General features: G+C 70.1%; 21 protein-coding genes. 9 read left to right on the plus strand and 12 right to left on the minus strand.

Annotation, left to right across the window (positions count from 1 at the left end):
• Nucleotides 1-97: 97 nt before the first annotated feature.
• Entirely contained in the window at nucleotides 98-1,615 is a 1,518-nt protein-coding gene (locus ACIODU_RS02710) for a glycosyltransferase family 87 protein (RefSeq protein ID WP_401763077.1), read from the plus strand.
• Nucleotides 1,616-1,715: 100 nt separating this feature from the next.
• Here the strand turns inward: ACIODU_RS02710 and ACIODU_RS02715 are convergent, their stop codons facing one another.
• The 3 genes from ACIODU_RS02715 to ACIODU_RS02725 all read right to left on the minus strand — a co-directional run bounded on the left by ACIODU_RS02715 (nucleotide 1,716) and on the right by ACIODU_RS02725 (nucleotide 4,448).
• Nucleotides 1,716-2,747: an alanine racemase gene (locus ACIODU_RS02715; protein WP_161308633.1), complete on the minus strand. Its 1,032-nt coding sequence runs from the start codon at nucleotides 2,745-2,747 to the stop codon at nucleotides 1,716-1,718.
• 107 nt (nucleotides 2,748-2,854) lie between these two features.
• The gene (locus ACIODU_RS02720; RefSeq protein WP_161308632.1) at nucleotides 2,855-3,973 is read right to left on the minus strand and encodes a peptidoglycan bridge formation glycyltransferase FemA/FemB family protein; all 1,119 of its coding nucleotides are present in this window, start codon (nucleotides 3,971-3,973) and stop codon (nucleotides 2,855-2,857) included.
• Nucleotides 3,974-4,133: 160 nt separating this feature from the next.
• Nucleotides 4,134-4,448 carry a hypothetical protein gene (locus ACIODU_RS02725; RefSeq protein ID WP_356418102.1) on the minus strand — a complete coding sequence of 105 codons (315 nt, stop codon included), beginning with the start codon at nucleotides 4,446-4,448 and terminating at the stop codon, nucleotides 4,134-4,136.
• 270 nt (nucleotides 4,449-4,718) lie between these two features.
• On the opposite strand from ACIODU_RS02725, the gene rpsF reads away from it, so the two are divergent.
• The 4 genes from rpsF (at nucleotide 4,719) to rplI (ending at nucleotide 6,440) form a co-directional block, all read left to right on the plus strand.
• The gene (gene rpsF, locus ACIODU_RS02730; RefSeq protein WP_073787253.1) at nucleotides 4,719-5,009 is read left to right on the plus strand and encodes a 30S ribosomal protein S6; all 291 of its coding nucleotides are present in this window, start codon (nucleotides 4,719-4,721) and stop codon (nucleotides 5,007-5,009) included.
• Nucleotides 5,010-5,086: 77 nt separating this feature from the next.
• On the plus strand, nucleotides 5,087-5,695 hold the full coding sequence (locus ACIODU_RS02735) for a single-stranded DNA-binding protein (RefSeq protein WP_401763082.1): 609 nt from the start codon (nucleotides 5,087-5,089) through the stop codon (nucleotides 5,693-5,695).
• A gap of 44 nt (nucleotides 5,696-5,739) precedes the next feature.
• Nucleotides 5,740-5,976, plus strand: a complete 237-nt coding sequence (gene rpsR, locus ACIODU_RS02740) for a 30S ribosomal protein S18 (RefSeq protein ID WP_003967857.1) — start codon at nucleotides 5,740-5,742, stop codon at nucleotides 5,974-5,976.
• A 17-nt stretch (nucleotides 5,977-5,993) separates the two neighbouring features.
• Nucleotides 5,994-6,440, plus strand: a complete 447-nt coding sequence (gene rplI, locus ACIODU_RS02745; RefSeq protein WP_161310987.1) for a 50S ribosomal protein L9 — start codon at nucleotides 5,994-5,996, stop codon at nucleotides 6,438-6,440.
• A gap of 147 nt (nucleotides 6,441-6,587) precedes the next feature.
• Here the strand turns inward: rplI and ACIODU_RS02750 are convergent, their stop codons facing one another.
• The gene (locus ACIODU_RS02750; RefSeq protein WP_401763085.1) at nucleotides 6,588-7,925 is read right to left on the minus strand and encodes an MATE family efflux transporter; all 1,338 of its coding nucleotides are present in this window, start codon (nucleotides 7,923-7,925) and stop codon (nucleotides 6,588-6,590) included.
• 422 nt (nucleotides 7,926-8,347) lie between these two features.
• Here ACIODU_RS02750 and dnaB point away from each other — a divergent pair, with 422 nt between their 5' ends.
• Nucleotides 8,348-9,826 (plus strand): replicative DNA helicase, encoded by a 1,479-nt coding sequence (gene dnaB, locus ACIODU_RS02755; RefSeq protein ID WP_327235625.1) that lies wholly within the window; start codon nucleotides 8,348-8,350, stop codon nucleotides 9,824-9,826.
• 82 nt (nucleotides 9,827-9,908) lie between these two features.
• Here dnaB and ACIODU_RS02760 read toward each other — a convergent pair whose 3' ends face one another.
• Together ACIODU_RS02760 and ACIODU_RS02765 are read right to left on the minus strand one after the other, a co-directional pair.
• A complete protein-coding gene (locus ACIODU_RS02760) occupies nucleotides 9,909-10,472 on the minus strand; it encodes a dihydrofolate reductase family protein (RefSeq protein WP_401763089.1) in 564 nt (187 codons plus the stop codon).
• Between the two features lie 183 nt (nucleotides 10,473-10,655).
• The gene (locus ACIODU_RS02765) at nucleotides 10,656-11,033 is read right to left on the minus strand and encodes a VOC family protein (protein ID WP_401763091.1); all 378 of its coding nucleotides are present in this window, start codon (nucleotides 11,031-11,033) and stop codon (nucleotides 10,656-10,658) included.
• A 193-nt stretch (nucleotides 11,034-11,226) separates the two neighbouring features.
• On the opposite strand from ACIODU_RS02765, the gene ACIODU_RS02770 reads away from it, so the two are divergent.
• Nucleotides 11,227-12,621, plus strand: coding sequence for a serine hydrolase domain-containing protein (locus ACIODU_RS02770; RefSeq protein WP_401763094.1), 1,395 nt, complete (start codon nucleotides 11,227-11,229; stop codon nucleotides 12,619-12,621).
• A gap of 143 nt (nucleotides 12,622-12,764) precedes the next feature.
• Here ACIODU_RS02770 and ACIODU_RS02775 read toward each other — a convergent pair whose 3' ends face one another.
• From ACIODU_RS02775 to ACIODU_RS02790, 4 genes are all read right to left on the minus strand, one after another.
• A complete protein-coding gene (locus tag ACIODU_RS02775; protein WP_401763097.1) occupies nucleotides 12,765-13,820 on the minus strand; it encodes a restriction endonuclease in 1,056 nt (351 codons plus the stop codon).
• A gap of 117 nt (nucleotides 13,821-13,937) precedes the next feature.
• Nucleotides 13,938-14,390, minus strand: a complete 453-nt coding sequence (locus tag ACIODU_RS02780; RefSeq protein WP_401763099.1) for a GNAT family N-acetyltransferase — start codon at nucleotides 14,388-14,390, stop codon at nucleotides 13,938-13,940.
• Between the two features lie 70 nt (nucleotides 14,391-14,460).
• Entirely contained in the window at nucleotides 14,461-15,327 is an 867-nt protein-coding gene (locus tag ACIODU_RS02785) for a GNAT family N-acetyltransferase (RefSeq protein WP_401763102.1), read from the minus strand.
• Nucleotides 15,328-15,332: 5 nt separating this feature from the next.
• Nucleotides 15,333-15,869: a DUF2269 family protein gene (locus ACIODU_RS02790; RefSeq protein WP_401763105.1), complete on the minus strand. Its 537-nt coding sequence runs from the start codon at nucleotides 15,867-15,869 to the stop codon at nucleotides 15,333-15,335.
• Nucleotides 15,870-15,945: 76 nt separating this feature from the next.
• Here ACIODU_RS02790 and ACIODU_RS02795 point away from each other — a divergent pair, with 76 nt between their 5' ends.
• A complete protein-coding gene (locus tag ACIODU_RS02795) occupies nucleotides 15,946-16,587 on the plus strand; it encodes an HAD family hydrolase (protein WP_401763108.1) in 642 nt (213 codons plus the stop codon).
• An 856-nt stretch (nucleotides 16,588-17,443) separates the two neighbouring features.
• Entirely contained in the window at nucleotides 17,444-19,201 is a 1,758-nt protein-coding gene (locus tag ACIODU_RS02800; protein ID WP_401763111.1) for a globin domain-containing protein, read from the plus strand.
• A 31-nt stretch (nucleotides 19,202-19,232) separates the two neighbouring features.
• On the opposite strand, the gene ACIODU_RS02805 is transcribed toward ACIODU_RS02800, so the two are convergent.
• Both ACIODU_RS02805 and ACIODU_RS02810 read right to left on the minus strand, forming a co-directional pair.
• A complete protein-coding gene (locus tag ACIODU_RS02805; protein ID WP_161312523.1) occupies nucleotides 19,233-19,712 on the minus strand; it encodes an NUDIX domain-containing protein in 480 nt (159 codons plus the stop codon).
• Nucleotides 19,713-19,765: 53 nt separating this feature from the next.
• Nucleotides 19,766-20,659 carry a LysR family transcriptional regulator gene (locus ACIODU_RS02810; protein ID WP_401763114.1) on the minus strand — a complete coding sequence of 298 codons (894 nt, stop codon included), beginning with the start codon at nucleotides 20,657-20,659 and terminating at the stop codon, nucleotides 19,766-19,768.
• Nucleotides 20,660-20,845: the final 186 nt, after the last annotated feature.

A 20,845-nucleotide genomic window follows, 5' to 3' on the forward strand; every position in this document is an offset into this window, starting at 1 on the left:
GCGCCCACGAGGGCCGCCGCACCCCGCGTACCCACCCGGTACGCGCGGGTACGGCGGCCCTCGCCGCGTCACCGGGCCGTACGGCAGGATGGGCGCCATGCCCAGCGCAGAAGAGACCACCGTGCACCAGGACCGACCGGTCGTCGCCCCCACCCGGCGCGACGAGATCGCCGCCGCAGGCAGCGAACTGATCGGCGGCCCCGCCGGGCGCTGGGCCTGGCACGGCAGCAGCCGCCTCACCCCCGTCCGCGTCGTCGCGCTCGTCGCGATCGGCATGTTCGCCCTCGGCATGGCCCAGAAGATGCCCTGCTACGACTGGGCGTGGTTCCGCGGCGCCACCTCGCAGTACACCCACGCCTGCTACTCGGACATCCCGCACCTCTACGTGGGACGCGGCTTCTCCGACAACCTCGTCCCCTACTTCGACCGCCTCAACGGCGACATGCAGTACCTGGAGTACCCCGTCCTGACGGGACTCTTCATGGAGGTCGCCTCCTGGCTCACCCCCGGCGGCTCCCTGCAGTACCGCGAGCAGATGTACTGGATGGTCAACGCGGGCATGCTCATGATCTGCGCGGCCGTCATCGCCGTCTGCACCGCCCGCGTCCACCGCCGCCGCCCCTGGGACGCCCTGCTCGTCGCCCTCGCGCCCGCCTTCGCGCTCACCGCGACCATCAACTGGGACCTGCTCGCCGTCGCGCTCACCGCCGCCGCCATGCTCATGTGGTCCCGCTCCAGGCCCCTGGCCTTCGGCATCCTCATCGGCCTCGCGACCGCAGCCAAGCTCTACCCCGTACTCCTCCTGTGCCCCCTGCTCTTCCTCTGCTGGCGGGCCGGGAAATTCCGGGAGTTCACCACCGCCGCCCTCGGCGCCGCCGGCGCCTGGCTCGCGGTCAACCTCCCCGTGATGCTGCTCGCCCCCCAGGGATGGCAGAAGTTCTACACGTTCAGCCAGGAACGCGGCATCGACTTCGGATCCTTCTGGCTGGTCATCACCCAGCGCACCGGCCGCCCCATCAACATCGAGACCGTCAACACCGCCGCGACCCTCCTCGTCGCCCTCGGCTGCGCGGCGATCGGCGCGCTCACGATGATGGCGCCGCGACGGCCGCGCTTCGCGCAGCTCGCCCTCCTCGTCGTCGCCGTCTTCATCCTCACCAACAAGGTGTACTCACCGCAGTACGTCCTGTGGCTCGTCCCGCTCGCCGCCCTGGCCCGCCCCCGCTGGCGCGACTTCCTGATCTGGCAGGCCTGCGAGGTCATGTACTTCCTGGGCATCTGGATGTACCTCGCGTACACGATGAGCGGCGACAGCCACAAGGGACTCCCCACCGAGGGCTACCAGCTCGCCATCGCCCTGCACGTCGCCGGAACCCTCTACCTGTGCGCGATGGTCGTACGCGACATCCTGCTGCCCGAACGGGACGGTGTACGGGCCGACGGCTCCGACGACCCCTCCGGCGGCGTCCTGGACGGGGCACAGGACGTCCACGCGCTCGGACTTCCCGCCCGGCCCCCGTACGGCGACGACCCGGCGGCGGACGGGCCGCGGGTCGACTGGGGACCCCCGCCGGCGGACCCGGAGACCGCGGGACGGGCGTCGGGCGGCGTCTGAGGGGGTACGGGGGGCGCGTACGGCCTCCGGGCCCGGGACACGCGCCCCCAGGCCCGCGTACGGCCCCCAGGGACACCCAGGGGCCGTGCGGATCAGCGGATCAGCGGTCCACGATCCGGTCGAACTGCGTCGTCGTGTGCCGCAGATGCGCCACCAGCTCCGCACCCACCCTCGGCTCCTGCGCGTCCGACGGCACGAACAGGATCGACACCTGCATGTGCGGCGGCTCCGCGAACCACCGCTGCTTCCCGTCCCACACGAACGGCGACAGATTCCGGTTCACCGTCGCCAGCCCCGCCCGCGCCACCCCCTTGGCCCGCGGCATCACCCCGTGCAGCGCCTTCGGAGCCTCCAGGCCCACTCCGTGCGACGTCCCGCCGGCCACCACCACCAGCCAGCCGTCCGACGCCGCCTTCTGCTGCCGGTAACCGAACCGGTCACCCTTCGAGACACGCGTCACGTCCAGCACCGCGCCCCGGTACTCCGTCGCCTCGTGATCCCCCAGCCACAGCCGGGTCCCGATCCGCGCCCGGAAACGCGTCTGCGGGAACTGCTGCTGCAACCGCGTCAGCTCCTCCGCCCGCAGATGACTGACGAACATCGTGTGCAACGGCAACCGCGCCGCACGCAACCGGTCCATCCAGCCGATGACCTCCTCGACCGCGTCCGAACCGTCCGTACGGTCCAGCGGGAGATGCAGGGCGAAACCCTCCAGCCGCACGTCCTCGATGGCCGCGTGCAACTGGCCCAGCTCCTCCTCCTTCACCCCATGACGCTTCATCGAACTCATGCACTCGATGACCACACGGGCACCCACCAGGGCGAACACCCCGTCCACGGAAGAGACCGAACGCACCACCCGGTCGGGCAGCGGAACCGGCTCCTCCCCCCGCCGGAACGGCGTCAGAACGAGCAGGTCGCCACTGAACCAGTCCTTGATCCGGGCGGCCTCGTAAATGGTCCCGACAGCGAGCATGTCGGAACCGAAGCGGGTCGTCTCGTCCGCGAGACGCTCATGACTGAAGCCGTAGCCATTGCCCTTGCACACCGGGACAAGCCCCGGGAACTGATCGATGACCGACTTCTGATGCGCCCGCCAGCGCGCGGTGTCGACGTAGAGAGAGAGCGCCATGCCGGGCCGGAACCTTTCTCGTGGCAGCGGTGTAGGAACGAAAGGATAGGAACAAACTTGGCAATCCCGGCGGCTTTACGGAAAACTACGCCCGCCCGCCGGCACGGTCAGCGCCGCGACATGTAGATGTCGAGCGCCTTGTGCAACAACTTGTTCAGCGGGAAGTCCCACTCCCCGATGTACTCGACGGCCTCGCCACCGGTACCCACCTTGAACTGGATCAGACCGAAAAGGTGATCCGTCTCGTCCAGCGAATCCGAGATCCCCCGCAGGTCGTACACCGTCGCACCCATCGCGTACGCGTCGCGCAGCATCCGCCACTGCATCGCGTTCGACGGCCTGACCTCGCGCTTGTGGTTCGCCGACGCCCCGTACGAGTACCAGACATGGCCGCCCACGATCAGCATCGTCGCCGCCGCCACGTTCTCACCCTCGTGACGCGCGAAGTACAGCCGCATGCGATTCGGGTCCTCGGTGTTCAGGACACTCCACATGCGCTGGAAGTACGAGAGCGGCCGCGGCCGGAAATGATCACGCTCGGCCGTGATCTCGTACAGCCGCTGCCACTCCTCCAGGTCCTCGTAACCACCCTGGACCACATCGACACCGGCCTTCTCGGCCTTCTTGATATTCCGCCGCCACAACTGGTTGAAGCCCTTGAGGACATCATCCAGCGAACGATTCGCCAGCGGCACCTGGAAGACATACCGGGGCTGTACGTCACCGAAACCGGCACCGCCGTCCTCCGCCTGCTGCCAGCCCATCTTCCGCAACCGGTCCGACACCTCGAACGCGCGCGGCTCGATGTGCGTCGCCTCGACGTCCCGCAGCCGCTTCACATCCGGGTCCTGAATACCCGACTTGATCGCACCCGCGTCCCACCGGCGGATCACCACCGGCGGCCCCATCTTCACCGAGAACGCGCCCTGGTGCTTCAGATGCGCCAGCATCGGCTGCATCCACTCGTCCAGATTGGGCGCGTGCCAGTTCAGCACAGGACCCTCCGGCAGATACGCCAGATACCGCTTGATCTTCGGCAACTGCCGATACAACACCAGCCCGACACCGACGAGTTGTCCGTCCTTGTCAAACCAGCCCAGGTTCTCCGAACGCCACTCCGTCTTCACGTCGGCCCAAGCCGGGACCTGGCAATGACTCGCCGCGGGCAGGCTCTGGATGTACGCCAGATGCTGCTCACGACTGATGGTCCTCAGGGTCAGGCTCATGCGGGGCGCTCCTCGGCAGGTGTGTCCCCATGGATACAGGGGCTCCGGCTCTCGCGCCGAAGCCTACTGCGCCCGTGAAGCGCCCCGACTGGCCGTGCGGTGGAGCGGCCCGTCAGCCCATCACCCGCCGACCCGTCAGCCGATCACCCCGCCGGACCCGTCAGCCGATCACCCCGCCGAACAGACCGCCGTGCGCCATCCCGATGAAGAAACCGACCCCCGACGCCCCCAGCCCCAGGACCGCCAGGAAACGCTCACGCGTGGTGACCGAGAGGAACTGCGCGCTACCGCCCGCCAGGATCCCCACCAGCCCGGCCCACGACGTGAGCAGATGCAGGTTGTGGAAGAACGCGGTCGTCACCGCCAGCACACCCAGCACCCACGCCACCGCGATCAGGCTGTCCTGGAGCGGATGAGGCTTACCGTCCGTAGCGAAGAGGGAACGAGCCGAGTTCGTACGCCCTGCCTGTGCCATGAGGGACCTCCTGGCTTCGCCGGAAGGCGGCGCACGCCGGCGCCGCACACACCCGTTGTGTACAGATTGTGCCCGCCCGGGACCGGATTTCAACCGGAAGCCGCTCTGCGGGTAGTCTGTACGGTCTGCACCGGTGTCTGCCCAGGCCAGAACACGATCCCCCGCTCACCGCGCCGGATTGTCAGTGGCGGCCGATACCGTTGCTACGCATCACGACCCTCCTGCCACGGAACGACCGTGGCCGCTGAGTCCAAAGGAGGTGGGTTCCACATGCGTCACTACGAAGTGATGGTCATCCTCGACCCCGATCTCGAGGAGCGCGCTGTCTCCCCGCTGATCGAGAACTTCCTCTCCGTCGTCCGCGAGGGCAACGGAAAGGTCGAAAAGGTCGACACCTGGGGCCGTCGTCGTCTCTCTTACGAGATCAAGAAGAAGCCCGAGGGCATCTACTCGGTCATCGATCTGCAGGCAGAGCCCGCGATCGTCAAGGAGCTCGACCGACAGATGAACCTGAACGAGTCGGTCCTCCGGACCAAGGTCCTCCGCCCCGAGACCCACTGAGCACCTAGCTCACACGTCATCGGGTTCGAGTAGCAGCAGCAAGCAGCCAGAAGCAATCCCCGCCGAGAGGTTCACCCATGGCAGGCGAGACCGTCATCACGGTCGTCGGCAATCTCGTCGACGACCCCGAGCTGCGCTTCACCCCGTCCGGTGCGGCGGTCGCGAAGTTCCGTGTCGCGTCCACACCCCGCATCTTCGACCGGCAGACCAACGAGTGGAAGGACGGCGAAGGCCTGTTCCTCACCTGCTCGGTCTGGCGTCAGGCGGCGGAGAACGTCGCGGAGTCGCTCCAGCGAGGCATGCGCGTCGTCGTGCAGGGCCGGCTGAAGCAGCGGTCCTACGAAGACCGTGAGGGCGTCAAGCGCACGGTCTACGAGCTGGACGTCGAAGAAGTCGGCCCCAGCCTCAAGAGCGCCACGGCCAAGGTCACCAAGACCACCGGCCGCGGAGGCCAGGGCCAGGGCGGGTACGGCGGCGGTGGCGGCGGCCAGCAGGGCGGCGGCAGCTGGGGCGGCGGCTCCGGCGGCGGCGGCCCGCAGGGCGGAGGCGGGGCTCCCGCCGACGACCCGTGGGCCACCAGCGCACCGGCGGGCGGCAGCCAGCCGTCCAGCGGGGGCGGGGGCAACGGCGGAGGCAGCTGGGGCGGAAGCTCCGGCGGCGGCTACTCGGACGAGCCTCCCTTCTGAGGGACCGGCTCGTACCCCACTTCTTGATCAAACAGGAGATACACATGGCGAAGCCGCCTGTGCGCAAGCCCAAGAAAAAGGTCTGCGCATTCTGCAAGGACAAGACCCAGTACGTGGACTACAAGGACACGAACATGCTGCGGAAGTTCATTTCCGACCGCGGCAAGATCCGTGCCCGCCGCGTCACCGGCAACTGCACACAGCACCAGCGCGACGTCGCCACGGCCGTCAAGAACAGCCGTGAGATGGCGCTGCTGCCCTACACGTCCACCGCGCGATAAGGGAGGGTGACCGAATCATGAAGATCATCCTCACTCACGAGGTCACCGGCCTCGGTGCCGCGGGCGACGTCGTCGAGGTCAAGGACGGCTACGCCCGCAACTACCTGGTCCCGCGCGGTTTCGCGATCCGCTGGACCAAGGGTGGCGAGAAGGACGTCGCGCAGATCCGGCGCGCGCGCAAGATCCACGAAATCGCGACCATCGAGCAGGCCAACGAGATCAAGGCCCGCCTCGAAGGCGTCAAGGTGCGTCTGGCCGTCCGCTCCGGCGACGCCGGCCGCCTCTTCGGCTCCGTCACCCCCGCCGACCTCGCCTCGGCGATCAAGTCGGCCGGCGGCCCGGACGTCGACAAGCGCCGCATCGAACTCGGATCGCCGATCAAGACCCTGGGCTCGCACCAGGTGTCCGTCCGGCTGCACCCCGAGGTCGCCGCGAAGCTCGGCATCGAGGTCATCGCCGCGTAACGCAACGCTCGACAGAACACGCTCGACCGAACACACGAGAGGGCCGCATCCCAGCCGGGGATGCGGCCCTCCCGCCGTTCCACCTGCGTGCCCATGCCGGCCCACGCCGGCCCGTCTCACGCGATGTTTCACGTGAAACCGGACATCTCACCGCGTCGCGCCCGCCACCAACCACCGCCCGGAACGCGTCCGCCACCACAACGTCACCAGCCGGACCGCCATCATCAGACCCATCGCCCACCACAACGCCGTCAACCCCCCACCCCACGACGGCACCGCCAACGCCACCGGCGCGAACACCGCCAACGTCACCACCATCGCCCCCGCCAGATACCGGCCGTCCCCCGCCCCCATCAACACCCCGTCCAGCACAAACACCACCCCCGACACCGGCTGCGTCACCGCCACCACCAACAACGCCGGCACCAACGTGTCCCGCACCACCTGATCCCCCGTGAACAACGGAACGAACAACGGACGCGCCAGGACGATCACCACCCCGAACACCAACCCCGACACCACCCCCCACCACACCATCCGACGGCACGCCTCCCGCGCCCCCCGGACGTCCCCCGCCCCCAGACACCGCCCGATGATCGCCTGCCCCGCGATCGCTATCGCGTCCAGCGCGAAAGCCGTCAGACTCCAGAGCGACAGAATGACCTGGTGCGCCGCGATATCGGCATCACCCAGCCGCGCCGCCACCGCCGTGGCGATCAGCAGCACCGCCCGGAGCGACAACGTACGGACCAGCAACGGCACTCCGGCCCGCGCACCCGCCCGTATCCCCGCGGGATCGGGACGCAGCGACGCACCGTACCGGCGCGCTCCCCGTACGACCACCACCAGATAGACGGCCGCCATGCCGCACTGCGCGATCACCGTCCCCCACGCGGACCCGGCGATCCCGAACCCGAAGCCGTAGACGAACAGCGCGTTGAGCGCCGCGTTGGCGCCGAAGCCGCCGACGGCGACGTACAGGGGCGTCCTGGTGTCCTGGAGCCCCCGCAGCACCCCGGTGGCGGCCAGCACCACCAGCATGGCCGGTATGCCGAGGCTGGAGATGCTCAGATACGTGATGGCGTACGGTGCCGCGGTGTCGGAGGCCCCGAACAGGTCGACGAGCCACGGCGCGGCGGGCAGGGTGACGGCGATGACTCCGACGCCGAGCAGGACCGCGAGCCAGATCCCGTCCATGCCCTGCTGGATGGCGGCCCGGAGATCGCCCGCGCCCACCCGCCGGGCGACGGCCGCGGTGGTGGCGTAGGCGAGGAAGACGAAGACGCTCACCGCGGTGGTCAACAGGGCCGCCGCGATCGCCAGTCCGGCGAGCTGACGCGTACCCAGATGGCCGACGATCGCGCTGTCGACCATCACGAAGAACGGTTCGGCGACGAGCGCGCCGAACGCGGGGACGGCGAGCGCGAGGATCTCGCGGTCGTGCTGGCGGCGGGTCGCCTTGGCTGCCTGGGGGGCCTGTGTCATGCGCTCAATCTAATCTTCCACAGGTAAGAGACGCAAAGGAGCTGCGATCCTTACGTGGAGCGGGTTCGGGGGCTCGGTGGTGCGTCGTTTGTTCTGATCTTGGTCCAGTCGGGAAAGTTTTTCTCCCCCACAGCCGGTGGACGGAAAAAGCGCAGGTCAGGATGGTTGCGGCGGGGGCTCTATGATTTTGTCCACAGTGCTGTCCCCCGGTCCGTACACAGGATCGGGCGAGTTCTCCACAGCATCTGGTCTCTCGTCCACATGGCCTGTGGATAACAAGATTGGCTGACGTCGCGGACGGGCCTACCGTGGACCGGCGTCCGACGCGCCGGAACCGGAGTCAGGCCTCTCGTTTTGTCAGTGTCGTGCCGTAGAAAGAGTGGCACGGCGAGGTCCGCTGGGCGGACGTGAGGAGGTGGCCGGTGACCATTCCCGAGCCGTTGGACGACCCCTGGACCGACACCGGTCCCAGCGACCGTCTGCCTGTCTCCCGGCAGCGCCGCAGCGAGGGCCGGGGCCGTGAGGAGCAGCACGAGCGCGGTCGTGACGACAGCGCGTGGGACGGCGGATCGACCGGGTTCGAGCGGGTGCCTCCGCAGGACCTGGACGCCGAGCAGTCGGTCCTGGGCGGCATGTTGCTGTCCAAGGACGCGATCGCGGACGTCGTGGAGATCATCAAGGGGCACGATTTCTACCGTCCGGCGCACGAGACGGTCTTTCAGGCGATTCTCGACCTGTACGCGAAGGGGGAGCCGGCCGACCCGATCACGGTCGCGGCGGAGCTGACCAAGCGGGGGGAGATCACGCGGGTCGGCGGGGCGTCGTATCTGCACACGCTGGTCCAGTCGGTGCCGAGCGCGGCGAACGCCTCGTACTACGCGGAGATCGTCCACGAACGGGCGGTGCTGCGGCGGCTCGTAGAGGCGGGCACGAAGATCACGCAGATGGGATACGCGGCGGACGGGGACGTCGACGAGATCGTGAACTCCGCCCAGGCGGAGATCTACGCGGTCACCGAGCAGCGGACCAGTGAGGACTATCTGCCGCTCGGCGACATCATGGAAGGCGCGCTGGACGAGATCGAGGCGATCGGTTCGCGCAGCGGTGAGATGACGGGGGTGCCGACGGGGTTCACGGACTTCGATTCGCTGACGAACGGTCTGCATCCCGGTCAGATGATCGTCATCGCGGCGCGTCCCGCGATGGGCAAGTCGACGCTGGCGCTGGACTTCGCGCGGGCGGCGTCGATCAAGAACAATCTGCCGAGCGTGATCTTCTCGCTGGAGATGGGGCGCAACGAGATCGCGATGCGTCTGTTGTCGGCGGAGGCGCGGGTGGCGTTGCACCACATGCGGTCGGGGACGATGACGGACGAGGACTGGACGCGGTTGGCGCGACGGATGCCGGATGTGTCGCAGGCGCCGCTGTACATCGATGATTCGCCGAACCTGTCGATGATGGAGATCCGGGCGAAGTGCCGTCGTCTGAAGCAGCGCAACGACTTGCGGCTGGTGGTCATCGACTACTTGCAGCTGATGCAGTCGGGCGGTTCGAAGCGTGCGGAGAGCCGTCAGCAGGAGGTCTCCGACATGTCGCGAAACCTCAAGCTGCTGGCGAAGGAGCTGGCGGTGCCGGTGATCGCGTTGTCGCAGCTGAACCGTGGTCCTGAGCAGCGTACGGACAAGAAGCCGATGGTGTCGGACCTGCGTGAGTCGGGGTCGATCGAGCAGGACGCGGACATGGTCATCCTGTTGCACCGGGAGGACGCGTACGAGAAGGAGTCGCCGCGCGCGGGCGAGGCGGACCTGATCGTGGCGAAGCACCGTAACGGCCCGACGGCGACCATCACGGTGGCGTTCCAGGGCCACTACTCGCGTTTTGTGGATATGGCGCAGACCTGAGTGGGGGTGGCCGGGGGTCTCGGACTGTGCGGGAGGGACTGGCTGGTGCTGGTGCGGCAGTGCGTCGACTGCCGCCGGATTCTCAGCGCCTCGTCTCGTACCGGGTCAGGATCACGCCGCCGGGAAGCGTTCGTGTCTCGATCAGGTTCAGGTTCACCCAGTTGTCCAGCGCGGTGAAGAACGGTGTGCCGCCGCCCACCAGGACCGGGGCGGTGGCCAGTACGTACTCGTCGATCAGCCCGGCCCGCATGGCCGCTGCGGCCAGCGTCGCGCCGCCGATGTCCATGGGGCCGCCGTCCTCGGCCTTGAGCCGGGTGATCTCGGCGACCGCGTCACCGGTGACCAGGCGGGTGTTCCAGTCGACCGTGTCGATGGTCGAGGAGAACACCGCCTTCGGCATGTCCCGCCAGCGGCGCGCGAACTTGATCTCGGCCGGGGTGGCGTCGGGCCGCTGGTCGCCGGTCGGCCAGTGGGAGCTCATCGCCTGCCACAGCTTGCGCCCGTACAGCGACAGCTCGGTCGCCCGCAACTGGTCGGACCAGAACTGGAACAGCTCGTCGCTGGGTACGCCCCAGGCGATGTCGTCGCCGGGCGCGGCGATGTAGCCGTCCAGGGACAGGTTCATGCCGTAGATCAATTTCCGCATGGCGCCAGCCTTCCGTGAGTCGGTCTCACGCGTCCAGACCGGCGCGGCGCGTAAAACTCATCGTTCGGCGGGTTCGAGGCCGACATCGCGGTGGTCGGTCCGGCGGAGCTCGGGGGTGCGTTCGCCGGCCTGGCCCGCCGGTAGGCCGCTAACGCGAGCCCGGCCTGATCGGCAAGACACCCGCTAGCCCTGGGCGCGTTCGGTGGCGCTGCGTTCGATGCAGAATTCGTTGCCCTCGATGTCGGCGAGGGTCACCCAGCCTGTGCCGTCGGGGCGGCGGTGGTCGGCGGAGAGGGTGGCGCCGAGGGCGAGGAGGCGGTCGACTTCCTCGTCGCGGGTGCGGTCCTGGGGCTCGATGTCCAGGTGGACGCGGTTCTTGGTGGTCTTGGTGTCGGGGACCTGGACGAAGAGCAGTCCGGCGCCGTCGGTGAAGAGGAGGGCTTCGGGATCCCCGGGTTTGTCGTCCTCGCTGAGGACGGCGCCGAGGATCTGGGCCCAGAAGGTGGCGAGGGCATGGGGGTTGGCGCAGTCGACGGTGACGTGGCGTACGAGTGAGGTCATGGGCGTCACTCTCTTCGTCGTGGTGGGGGGTGTCCAGCCGTTTTCCCCGCGGTGCCCGGTGGTTGAGGTGTCCGGCGAGGCCGCGTGGGGTCAGTTCTGGCGCGCGGCTCATCACCTCGTACACGTGATCACATCTCCCGGGACGCGGGGGAAAGAGGTCGACTGGACCGGCCGGCACCGGTAGATGTGGTCCATGACCTCTCCTGCCGCACCTCAGTCGCCCGAGGACCTGCTGCCCGCCACGCGGCGTGCCCTGCTCCGCCGTCTCGCCGTCGCCCAGGCCGAGGGGCGGGCGCCGTCGGTCGTCGGGGCCGTCGTGCGGGACGGGCGGCTGGTGTGGACGGGGTCCCGCAGCTGTGTGGACGGCCACGCGCCGGACGCGGACACGCAGTACCGGATCGGGTCGATCACCAAGACGTTCACCGCCGTTCTGGTGATGCGGCTGCGGGACGAGGGGCTGCTCGACCTCGGCGACCCGCTGGAGAAGCACCTTCCGGGTACGGGCGTGGGCGACTCCACCATCTTCCAGCTCCTCGGGCACGGCGCCGGGCTTGCCGCCGAGGCGCCGGGTCCCTGGTGGGAGCGGACGCCGGGCACCCTCCGTCCGACGCTCGCCGACGTGCTCGGTGAGGAGCCGGTACGGCACACCCCGGGCCGGCGCCACCATTACTCCAACCCCGGCTACACGCTGCTCGGTTCGCTCGTCGAGGCGTTGCGGGGCGCGCCCTGGGAGGAGGTGCTGCGGCGTGAGGTCCTGGAGCCGCTGTCCCTGGACCGTACGACCGCCCAGCCGGTCGCCCCGCACGCCGGTGCCTGGGCCGTGCATCCCTGGGCCGATGTGTTGCTTCCCGAGCCGGCCGTGGACCTCGGTCTGATGGCGCCGGCGGGTCAGCTCTGGTCGACCGCGGCCGACCTGTGCCGGTTCGCGGTGTTCCTCGCCGAGGGCGACGACCGGGTGCTGTCCGCCGCTTCGGTGCGGGAGATGGCGACGCCGTCCACCCCGGAGCCGGAGGAGGGGGCGGGCAACTACGGCCTGGGGGTGCAACTCATCCGCAGGGACGGCCGGGCCCTGGTGGGGCACGGTGGTTCGCTGCCGGGCTTTCTGGCGGGTCTGTGGGTGAGCGTGGCGGACGGGGTGGCCGCGGTCGCGCTCGCCAATGCCACCGGAGGGCCGCTGATCGGCCCGCTCGCGACCGACCTCATCGCGATCGTGGCGGATGCCGAGCCCCGGATCCCGGAGCCCTGGAGGCCGCTGCCGGAGGTCGACCCGGCGCTGCTGGAACTGACCGGGCCCTGGTACTGGGGCACGCAGGCGGTGGCGCTGAAACTCGTGGCGGACGGCGGGGTGGAGCTGTATCCGCTGCGCGGGCCCGGCCGCGGCTCCCGCTTCGAGGCCCGGCCGGACGGCGGTTGGACGGGGCTCGACGGGTACTACGCGGGGGAGACGCTGCGGGTGGTGCGGCGGCCCGACGGGTCGGTGCGCCACCTCGACCTCGGCTCGTTCGTCTTCACCCGTGAGCCGTACGACCCTGAGGGGGACGTGCCGGGCGGTGTGGACGCGGAGGGCTGGCACGGCCTCAGGCCGTAGGGCGGGCCGGGCGGATGTTTCACGTGAAACGGGACATGCCGCCCATCTGATCCGTACCGTGCCCGACGGGCCCGAAGCCGCTTCTGCTTCTTGCGACTTCGGGCCCGGTCTCGTGCCGTGGCGCACGCCGTCGGACAGGCTCGTTACCTCTTCTGGAGCACCTGGAGGGTCGCTCCGCTGTTCCAGGCCTCCAGTAGGCCGCGGTGGACCGCCGTCACGTCGTGCCGCGTCGCCAGGAGCAGTGCGTCGCGGGTGAACGGGCAGGTGGCGACCAGAAGCGCGATGTCGGCCTTGTACTCCAGCTTGGCCATGCCGATGAACTGCTGGACATCGCCGCTCGTGATGGTCGCCGCCGGCGTACGGGACTTGCACTGCACGACGATGCGGCGACCGTCGGGGGTGTAGGCCACGATGTCGGCGCCTGTGTCGCCGTGGCCGCCGGTCACCGTGACCCGGTCGCAGCCGTCGCGCCGGCACAGCCAGGCGATGTGCTGTTCGAATTGGCGGGGGTTCATGGCGTCGAGCGCGCCCATCGAACCGGCGGCCTCGCGCTCCCGCAGGACGCGCTTGAGCCGGGTGACTTCGTGGTCGAGCGCCTCGATGCGGCCTCGCTGTTCGCTGTCGTTCTGGACGGCGACGTTGAGGAGCGGGACGACCGTCCGGCCGATGGTGGCGCGGACCGCGTCCTCCGCGATACGGGTCACGTCCGTGTCGAAACGCGTAGCGAGATGGCGGACGAGGGCCTCGGAGATGCGCTCGTCCACCCACTCCGTCAGCCTGTGGAAAAGGTTGTCCACAGGCTCGCGGCGGGCGCTCCCCTCGGTGTCGAGGAGGTACGTACGCACCTGACGTGCGACAACGCTCTCGCAGAGAAGCATCGCGGTGTTCAGAACGGCCCGCCGGGAGAAGACTCCGAGGGAGCGGCTGCGGGACGTGATCCCACAGAGTTGCTTGAAGCAACGCAGTTCCTCGCCGCTCAGAGCGCGGTATCCGTTGGCTTCGAGTTCGTCCCGGTGATCATGGATGAGCGCGCGGACGACGGTCTCGCCGACCTCGAAGTACGAGGCGACGTCCTTCGTCGTGGCGTGGAGGCCGTCCGGGGAGAGGGCCAGTTGTTTGACCTTGTCGAGGACTTCGTCGCGTTCCGCGACGCTCGCGCGCAGGGTCTTTGATTCGGTCAGAGCTATTTCGTCGAGCATGTGGGGTTCCGTCTCCTCCTGGGCCGGCCGGCCCGTTCGAGTCGGGGGACGTGTTCCGTACACATGACCGCCCCCCTTGCCGGGGGCAACGAGACGAATCGGAAAAGGGTGCGGTTTTCAGATACTCAGCTTGAATCCGACATGGGAGGCGGTGAAGCCGAGGCGTTCGTAGAAGCGGTGGGCGTCGGTGCGGGTGGTGTCGGAGGTCAGCTGGATCAGGTGGCAGCCCTGGCGGCGGGATTCCTCGATCGCCCACTCGATGAACCGGGTGCCGAGGCCGGTGCCGCGTTCGTCGGCGTGGACGCGGACCGCTTCGATGATCGAGCGGGTGGCGCCGCGCCGGGAGAGGCCGGGGATGATCGTGAGCTGGAGGGTTCCGACGACGCGGCCGTCGCGTACGGCGACGACGGCGTGCTGGTGGGGGTCCCGGGTCAGCCGGTCGAGGGCGGCGGTGTACGGGGTGAGGTCGTCGGGGGATTCGCGCTGGGCGCCCAGGGGGTCGTCGGCGAGCAGGGCCACGATGGCGGGGAGGTCGTCGGGGCCGGCCGGTCGTATCTCCAGATCGCTCATGATCCGCAGCCTACGCCGGGGTGATGGGCGGGCCCTCGCGGGCGCTGAGGCCCTCGGGTGGGGTCGGCGGTCAGCCCATGGCCAGGTTGAGGGGGGCGAAGCGGCGGGTCCAGTCGCCGGGCAGGTCGGGGATGCCGCGGGTCATGGTCGTGGTGGTGGAGATGAGGTCGAGGCCGCTGTGCTTGAGCCGGTCCAGCAGGTCCGTGTGGCGTGCGTCGATGTCCAGGCGGAGGGGCCGGTCGGTTTCGGCGGCCAGGGCGTGGATCAGGGCGTAGGCCGTGTCGGTGTCCTGGGCGATCAGCGGGGCGACGACGTCGCAGGAGGTGGAGGGCCAGATTCCGGCGTATCCGGTGAGGGTGGTGCCGTGCTCGGCGACCCTGAGCCGGTCGGTGAAGGAGGGGAGCCGCGCGAGGAGGTGGGTGCGGTCGATGCCGAAGACTTCGTTGTCGAGTCGTACGAGGGCGGACAGGTCGTCGGCGGTCGCGGGCCGGGTGGTGGCGGCCGCGCGGGTCGCGGTGGGGGGTTCCGGGGAGCGGTAGGGGCCGCTGACGGTGTGGGTGTCGCCGACCGCGTGGAAGCCGAGCTGTTCGTAGAGGGGCCGGCCCTGGGCTGTGGCGTAGAGGGCGAAGGGGAGGTCTCCGGCCTCGTGCATGGCGTGGGTCAGGAGCCGGCGGCCGAGGCCCTGGCGGCCGAAGCGTCCGGCGACGATCATCATGCCGAAGGTGGTGAGTGCGGGGCCGTACGAGGTGGTGACGCACATCGCGGCGAGGCCGTCGCCTTCCGGTGCGTCGATTCCGTAGCCGGTGCCGGCTGCCAGGAGCAGGCCCCATTTGTGTTCCTCGCGTGCCCAGCCGCGTTCCTCGGCGAGGTCGGCGCAGGCGGTGAGGTCGGCCAGGGTCAGGCGACGGATCGGCAGGGCGGAGTGCGGTGTCGGCATGGGAGTCAGCGTGTCGGAGCGGGTGATCGTCCGTCCACCGCTTTGTGTGAACTCGCCAGGTTCCGCACGGTGCGCAGGCGTCGGCCGCGCCGGGTGAGTCCCCAGGGCTTGAGGACGGAGAGGACCGTCATGAAGAAGTACGCGGAGCTGGCGACGGAGGGGGCGGCGACCAGGCCGGGGTCGGGGACTCCGGCGCTCACGGCGGCGTTGATGGTGGGGCGCAGCGCGAGGGTGGTGGCGGCGAGGGTGGCGAGGGTGAGCCAGAACTTGATCCATATCCATCGGTGTCTGGCCAGGCCCCAGGGGGTGCCGAGGGAGAGGATCACGCCGGTGAGCAGGGCGGCGAGGGCGATCGGGATGATCAGCCGGTCGGTGAGGATCTTCATGGCCCGGTAGGCGGCCTGTGTGGTGTCGGGGTCGCCGGTGGTGGAGGCGGTGATGCCGAGGGTGAGCAGTCCGAGGGCGAGGCCGAGCCAGCTGACGGAGGTGGCGACGTGGGCGACGAGGAGGGCGCGGCGGGTGGGGCGCTCTAGTGGTTTCACGTGAAACACGGTGCCGGGCGCCGGGGCGTTGGGCGTCTGACGGGGGGAGTATCCGCCCGTACTAACGTCGGCGTACATGGCGACCGCACGCAGACTGCATTTGTTCGATCTCGACGGGACTCTGATCCGGGGCTCGGCCGCGGCCGTGGAGATCTCCCGGCAGTTGGGGCTGGGCGCGGAGATCGCCGCGCTGGAGGACGAGTTCCTGACCCGGGGGCTGGCGCCGGACGAGTTCGCGGTGCGGGCCCGGGCGTTGTGGGGGGCGCTCACGGTGGCTCAGGTGGATGCGGCTTTCCGGGGTGCGCCCTGGTTGGGTGGTATTCGTGAGGTGTGGGCGGACATCCGGAAAGAGGGGGATTACTGCGCTGTTATCTCCCTGTCGCCCGACTTTTTTGTGGAGAGGCTGCTGGCGTGGGGTGCGCACGCGGCTCATGGTTCGCGGTGGCCGGTGCCGCCTTTTACGGAGCCGGTCGATCGGGCGGGGATTCTCGACCCGGCCGCGAAGGTGAAGATCGCGGACCGGCTGTGTGCAGAGTTCGGGGTGGGACTGGACGACTGTGTTGCCTACGGTGATTCCATGTCGGATGCGGAGATCTTCGCGGCGGTGCCGTTGGCGGTGGCCGTGAACGCGGATCACCACGTGACGGGGCTGGCGACGCACACGTACACGGGGGGCGACCTGCGTGAGGCGTATGAACTGGTGCGTGCGGGACGGTAATACGCTGACCCCTGGCGTCGCGAAGTCCGCGGCCGGACGGCGGTGAATGGGCGCGGGAGCGAGGCAGCATAACGGGAAAGCCGGTGTGGGTGCCTGGACTTCGCGCTCTTTGTCCCGGGTGGTGACGCGGACTGCCATGCTGCGGCGACGGGGACTGCGGGCAATGTCACATTCCTTCGCCTCTTGCCTCGGTGGGGGGTGGGCCTGGGGCTAACGTGGGCTGCCAACAGTCTGAGTCATGCGGGGAATTGCTCGCGCATTCCGGGGCAGCGGAAGTGCGCAGACCGACCGAAAGATGTTCGAGGCGAGGCACACGATGGACGCTCCGACCACTACGTCGGCCGACAAGGGCCCTTCCGGAGACGGCGGAGGGAGCGGTTGGTTCGCTCCCCGGCGGGCGCCCACCAGTGAGGGCGCACCGGACGCGGAGACGGATGGCGCCGCGGATCCCGCGAGCCGGGACCGAATACCCGGTGCGGGCCGTTCCTTGGCGGCCATCCGCCTCGTGGGGTCGGGGGCTGGTCGTGCGGGGTCGTCCCGGCGTGACCGGCGTGACGGCCCGGCGGGGCAGGGATCTGCGGCGCCGGGGGCTTCCGGTGCGTCGGCGGGCGGGGTTCCCGATGCCTTCCGGCCGCGCAACAAGGGCTTGCGGAGCGGTACGGGGGCGGCGGGGGCGGCTTCGGGGGAGGCCGTGGTCGCGGCGGTACGGGCTGCCGGGCCGCAGCCGGGGCCGGTTCCCGGGGAGTCCGCGTCTGCCTGGCCCGTACCGCTCGGGTCTCTTCCGTCCGGGTCTCTGCCGCCCGGGTTCATACCGGCGGATCCCGCACCGGCCGGGGCCGATTCCGTAGCGCCGCCGGTGCCGCCCCGGCCGGTCCTGCCGTCGGCCGCGCTGCCGGACGAGGTTCCCCTCCCCGCGGAGGTGCCGGTACGGCAGGCCGCACCGAGCGCCGCCGCGCCGCCGGAGCGCCCCTCCGCCGAACTGCCGGACCTGGCGCGGCCGGACGGCGCGCAGCGGGGTCTCACGCGGTCTGACGGCGCCCAGCCGGGTCTCACGCGGCCGGACGGTGCGCGGCGCGGGCGTGGGCGGCCGCTTCCCGTGGAACCCGATCTGCCGCAGCACGGGCGCGCCGAGTCCCAGGAGCAGCCCCTGCCGTCGGCCCCGGTGTCCACCTCGGGGGCGCTGCCTCCCGAGGTCCCCGTACCCGCCGCCCAACCGGCCCCGGCCCCGCCCCCTCCGGCCGCCCCGCGGCCCGAGCCCTCCACCCCCACCGCGGCGACCCCGAACCCCGGCCCGCCGTCCGCCCCTTCCGCCTCCGCCCCCGGCGCGGAGCCGCCGTCCGCCGAGCTGCCTCCCGCCGAACCGTCCCCCGCCGCCGCCCCTCCGGCGGCCGCCGGGGCGCCCGGCGCCCAGCCGCCCGCCGCGGTTCCGCCGCCCGCGTCCCCCACCCCCGCTCCCGCCTCCGCCGCCCCCGTGGAGGACCCGAACGCGTCGCCCGACGCGATCCTCATCCGCCGGACCCTGGGCGAGATCGGCCCGGTCGCCGATCAGGTGACCTCGTACTTCTACGCGCTGCTGTTCGTCCGCCACCCCGACCTGCGCAGCCTGTTCCCGGTCGCCATGGACGCCCAGCGCGACCGTCTCCTCAAGGCGCTGCTGACGGCGGCCGAGCACATGGACTCGCCGGCCGTTCTCACCGACTACCTGCGCCAGCTGGGCCGCGGTCACCGCAAGTACGGCACGCGGGCCACGCACTATCCGGCGGTCGGCGAGGCGCTGATCGGCGCGCTGACGCGGTACGCCACGAACACGTGGGACGAGGAGACCGAGGGCGCCTGGGTCAGGACGTACACGACGATCTCGCAGATCATGATCGACGCGGCGGCGGAGAACGAGCAGCACGCGCCGGCCTGGTGGCAGGCCGAGGTCGTCTCGCACGAGCTGCGGACCTCCGACATCGCCGTGGTCACGGTCCGGCCCGACCAGCCGTATCCGTTCCTGGCCGGGCAGTACACGAGCCTGGAGACCCCGTGGTGGCCGCGCGTGTGGCGGCACTACTCGTTCGCCTCCGCGCCGCGCCCGGACGGTCTGCTGGCCTTCCACGTGAAGGCGGTGCCGGCCGGCTGGGTCTCCAACGCGCTGGTGCACCGGGCGACTCCCGGTGATGTCCTGCGGCTGGGGCCCCCGGCCGGGTCGATGACGGTCGACCACAGCACGGACAACGGTCTGCTCTGCCTGGGCGGCGGGACCGGGATAGCGCCGATCAAGGCGCTGGTCGAGGATGTGGCCGAGCGGGGGCACCGGCGCCCGGTCGAGGTGTTCTACGGCGCGCGCCACGACCAGGACCTGTACGACATCGACACGATGCTGCGGCTCCAGCAGGTGCATCCGTGGCTGTCGGTGCGCCCGGTGGTCTCCGAGGGGCCGAGTCTGGGGCTGACGGGCCGGCTTCCCGAGGCGGTACGGGACTCGGGGCCGTGGCACGAGTACGACGGGTATCTGTCGGGGCCGCCCGGGATGATCCGCAGCGGTGTGGACGCGCTGCGGGGGGCCGGCATCCCCTCCGAGCGGATCCGTCACGACTCGCTGGAGGAGCTGGTGGCGGCCGCCACCTGAGGGCCCCCGGGGTGCCGGAGTGCCGTGGGTCTCAGCCGAGGTCGGGGGCGTGCATCGCGCGCACGCCCTCGATGTTGCCGTCCAGGTAGTGCCGCAGCGACAGCGGTACGAGGTGGACGGCGGCGATGCCGACGCGGCTGAACGGCACCCGGACGATCTCGTACTCCCCGCACGGTTCGTCGATCTCGGGTCCGTGCCGGCGGGTGGGGTCCATCGACTCCAGGCGGCAGACGAAGAAGTGCTGCACCTTGACGCCGGTGATCCCGCCGTCGGCGATGTGTTCCACGGTGTCGACGAAGCAGGGCACGATGTCGATGATCTTGGCGCCGAGTTCTTCGTCCACCTCGCGGTGGAGGGCCTCGACGACGGTGGTGTCGGTCGTTTCGACGCCTCCGCCCGGGGTGATCCAGTAGGGGTCCATCCCCGGCTTGGTGCGTTTGATGAGGATGAGGTCGTCGCCGTCGAGCAGGATGGCGCGTGAGGTGCGCTTGACCACGGGCCGTTGGGTCATGGGAAGAGGTTCGCCCGTGATTCCGGTTCCGAAACGCTCCGGCGCCCCGCGGGTCACCAGTCGACCGCGGCGCGCAGCAGCCACTCGTGGGCCCGTGCGACCCGGGGCAGGGTGAGGGTGCCGGTGCGTACGGCCAGGAAGTAGGTGCGCAGCGGGGGTACGGGCGGGTCGAGCAGGGCGACGACTTCGCCGCGTTCGAGGGCGTTCTGGCAGAGGTAGCGGGGCAGGACGGCCAGTCCGGCGCCCGCGGCGGCGCATTCGAGGACGGCGCGCAGGTCGGGGGCGATGACGGCCGCGGCGGCGGCGGGCCGGGAGTCGAAGACGGCCGTCCAGTAGCGGGAGACGAGCGGCAGGGATTCGTGGACCTCGACGACGGGGAGCTGTTCGAGGACGACGTGGCCTTCGCGCAGGACGGAGTGGCCGAGGCGGGCGGCCCAGCGGGGGGCTGCGACGAGGACGTGTTCCTCGTCGCAGAGCGGAGTCGCGGTGAGGAGTCCGCCGCGCGGGCGGGCGGTGGTGATGGCCAGATCATGATGTCCGGCGGCGAGTCCTTCGAGGTTTTCCTCGGCGTTCGCGAAGAACGAGGTGCGCAGGGAGAGTCCCTGGGCGATGAGCGGGGTGAGGGCGGGGAGGGCGCGCCGGGCGGTGAATTCGGGGGGTCCGGCGAGGTGGAGTGTCCGGACGCCGGATTCCTCGGCGAGTCCGGTCTCGGCGATCTCGATGAGGGCGTCGAGGTGGGGTGCGGCCCGGTGGGCGAGTTCGTCGCCGATGGTGGTGGGGGTGACGCCGCGGGCCTGGCGCAGGAAGAGGGGGCGGCCCAGCTGGCGTTCGAGGGTTCTTATCTGTCCGGTGACGGCGGGCTGGGAGAGTCCGAGGAGGGCGGCGGCGCGGGTGAAGGAGCCGGCGCGGTGGACGGTGACGAAGGTGCGCAGCAGGGCCAGGTCCATGTCCTGTACTCCCGTCCCGGCCCCGTTCGCCCTGGTCCTGTCTCCGTGAAGCGGTCCCACTATAAATATGTCGATAGGCGGCTGTCGCTACTGTGATTGGACACTGACGCAGAGTCAACTAGCCTTGTGCGGGTGGTTCTCCGCGCGTGGAACCCGGGACGGTCCGAGCCATGAGGGGGGAGGCTC

Origin of the sequence: Streptomyces sp. NPDC088261, assembly GCF_044740805.1 — a bacterium.
Classification (GTDB): Bacteria; Actinomycetota; Actinomycetes; order Streptomycetales; family Streptomycetaceae; genus Streptomyces.

What these genes read in the sequence shown, in the direction of transcription:
- ACIODU_RS02710 (WP_401763077.1), top strand. Translation starts at nt 98, where the DNA reads ATGCCCAGCGCAGAAGAGACCACCGTGCACCAGGACCGACCGGTCGTC.
- ACIODU_RS02795 (WP_401763108.1), top strand. Translation starts at nt 15,946, where the DNA reads ATGGCGACCGCACGCAGACTGCATTTGTTCGATCTCGACGGGACTCTG.
- ACIODU_RS02715 (WP_161308633.1), bottom strand. Translation starts at nt 2,747, where the DNA reads ATGGCGCTCTCTCTCTACGTCGACACCGCGCGCTGGCGGGCGCATCAG.
- ACIODU_RS02760 (WP_401763089.1), bottom strand. Translation starts at nt 10,472, where the DNA reads ATGCGGAAATTGATCTACGGCATGAACCTGTCCCTGGACGGCTACATC.
- ACIODU_RS02765 (WP_401763091.1), bottom strand. Translation starts at nt 11,033, where the DNA reads ATGACCTCACTCGTACGCCACGTCACCGTCGACTGCGCCAACCCCCAT.
- ACIODU_RS02805 (WP_161312523.1), bottom strand. Translation starts at nt 19,712, where the DNA reads ATGACCCAACGGCCCGTGGTCAAGCGCACCTCACGCGCCATCCTGCTC.
- ACIODU_RS02725 (WP_356418102.1), bottom strand. Translation starts at nt 4,448, where the DNA reads ATGGCACAGGCAGGGCGTACGAACTCGGCTCGTTCCCTCTTCGCTACG.
- ACIODU_RS02735 (WP_401763082.1), top strand. Translation starts at nt 5,087, where the DNA reads ATGGCAGGCGAGACCGTCATCACGGTCGTCGGCAATCTCGTCGACGAC.
- rplI (WP_161310987.1), top strand. Translation starts at nt 5,994, where the DNA reads ATGAAGATCATCCTCACTCACGAGGTCACCGGCCTCGGTGCCGCGGGC.
- rpsR (WP_003967857.1), top strand. Translation starts at nt 5,740, where the DNA reads ATGGCGAAGCCGCCTGTGCGCAAGCCCAAGAAAAAGGTCTGCGCATTC.
- ACIODU_RS02810 (WP_401763114.1), bottom strand. Translation starts at nt 20,659, where the DNA reads ATGGACCTGGCCCTGCTGCGCACCTTCGTCACCGTCCACCGCGCCGGC.
- ACIODU_RS02780 (WP_401763099.1), bottom strand. Translation starts at nt 14,390, where the DNA reads ATGAGCGATCTGGAGATACGACCGGCCGGCCCCGACGACCTCCCCGCC.
- ACIODU_RS02775 (WP_401763097.1), bottom strand. Translation starts at nt 13,820, where the DNA reads ATGCTCGACGAAATAGCTCTGACCGAATCAAAGACCCTGCGCGCGAGC.
- ACIODU_RS02750 (WP_401763085.1), bottom strand. Translation starts at nt 7,925, where the DNA reads ATGACACAGGCCCCCCAGGCAGCCAAGGCGACCCGCCGCCAGCACGAC.
- ACIODU_RS02770 (WP_401763094.1), top strand. Translation starts at nt 11,227, where the DNA reads ATGACCTCTCCTGCCGCACCTCAGTCGCCCGAGGACCTGCTGCCCGCC.
- ACIODU_RS02785 (WP_401763102.1), bottom strand. Translation starts at nt 15,327, where the DNA reads ATGCCGACACCGCACTCCGCCCTGCCGATCCGTCGCCTGACCCTGGCC.
- ACIODU_RS02720 (WP_161308632.1), bottom strand. Translation starts at nt 3,973, where the DNA reads ATGAGCCTGACCCTGAGGACCATCAGTCGTGAGCAGCATCTGGCGTAC.
- rpsF (WP_073787253.1), top strand. Translation starts at nt 4,719, where the DNA reads ATGCGTCACTACGAAGTGATGGTCATCCTCGACCCCGATCTCGAGGAG.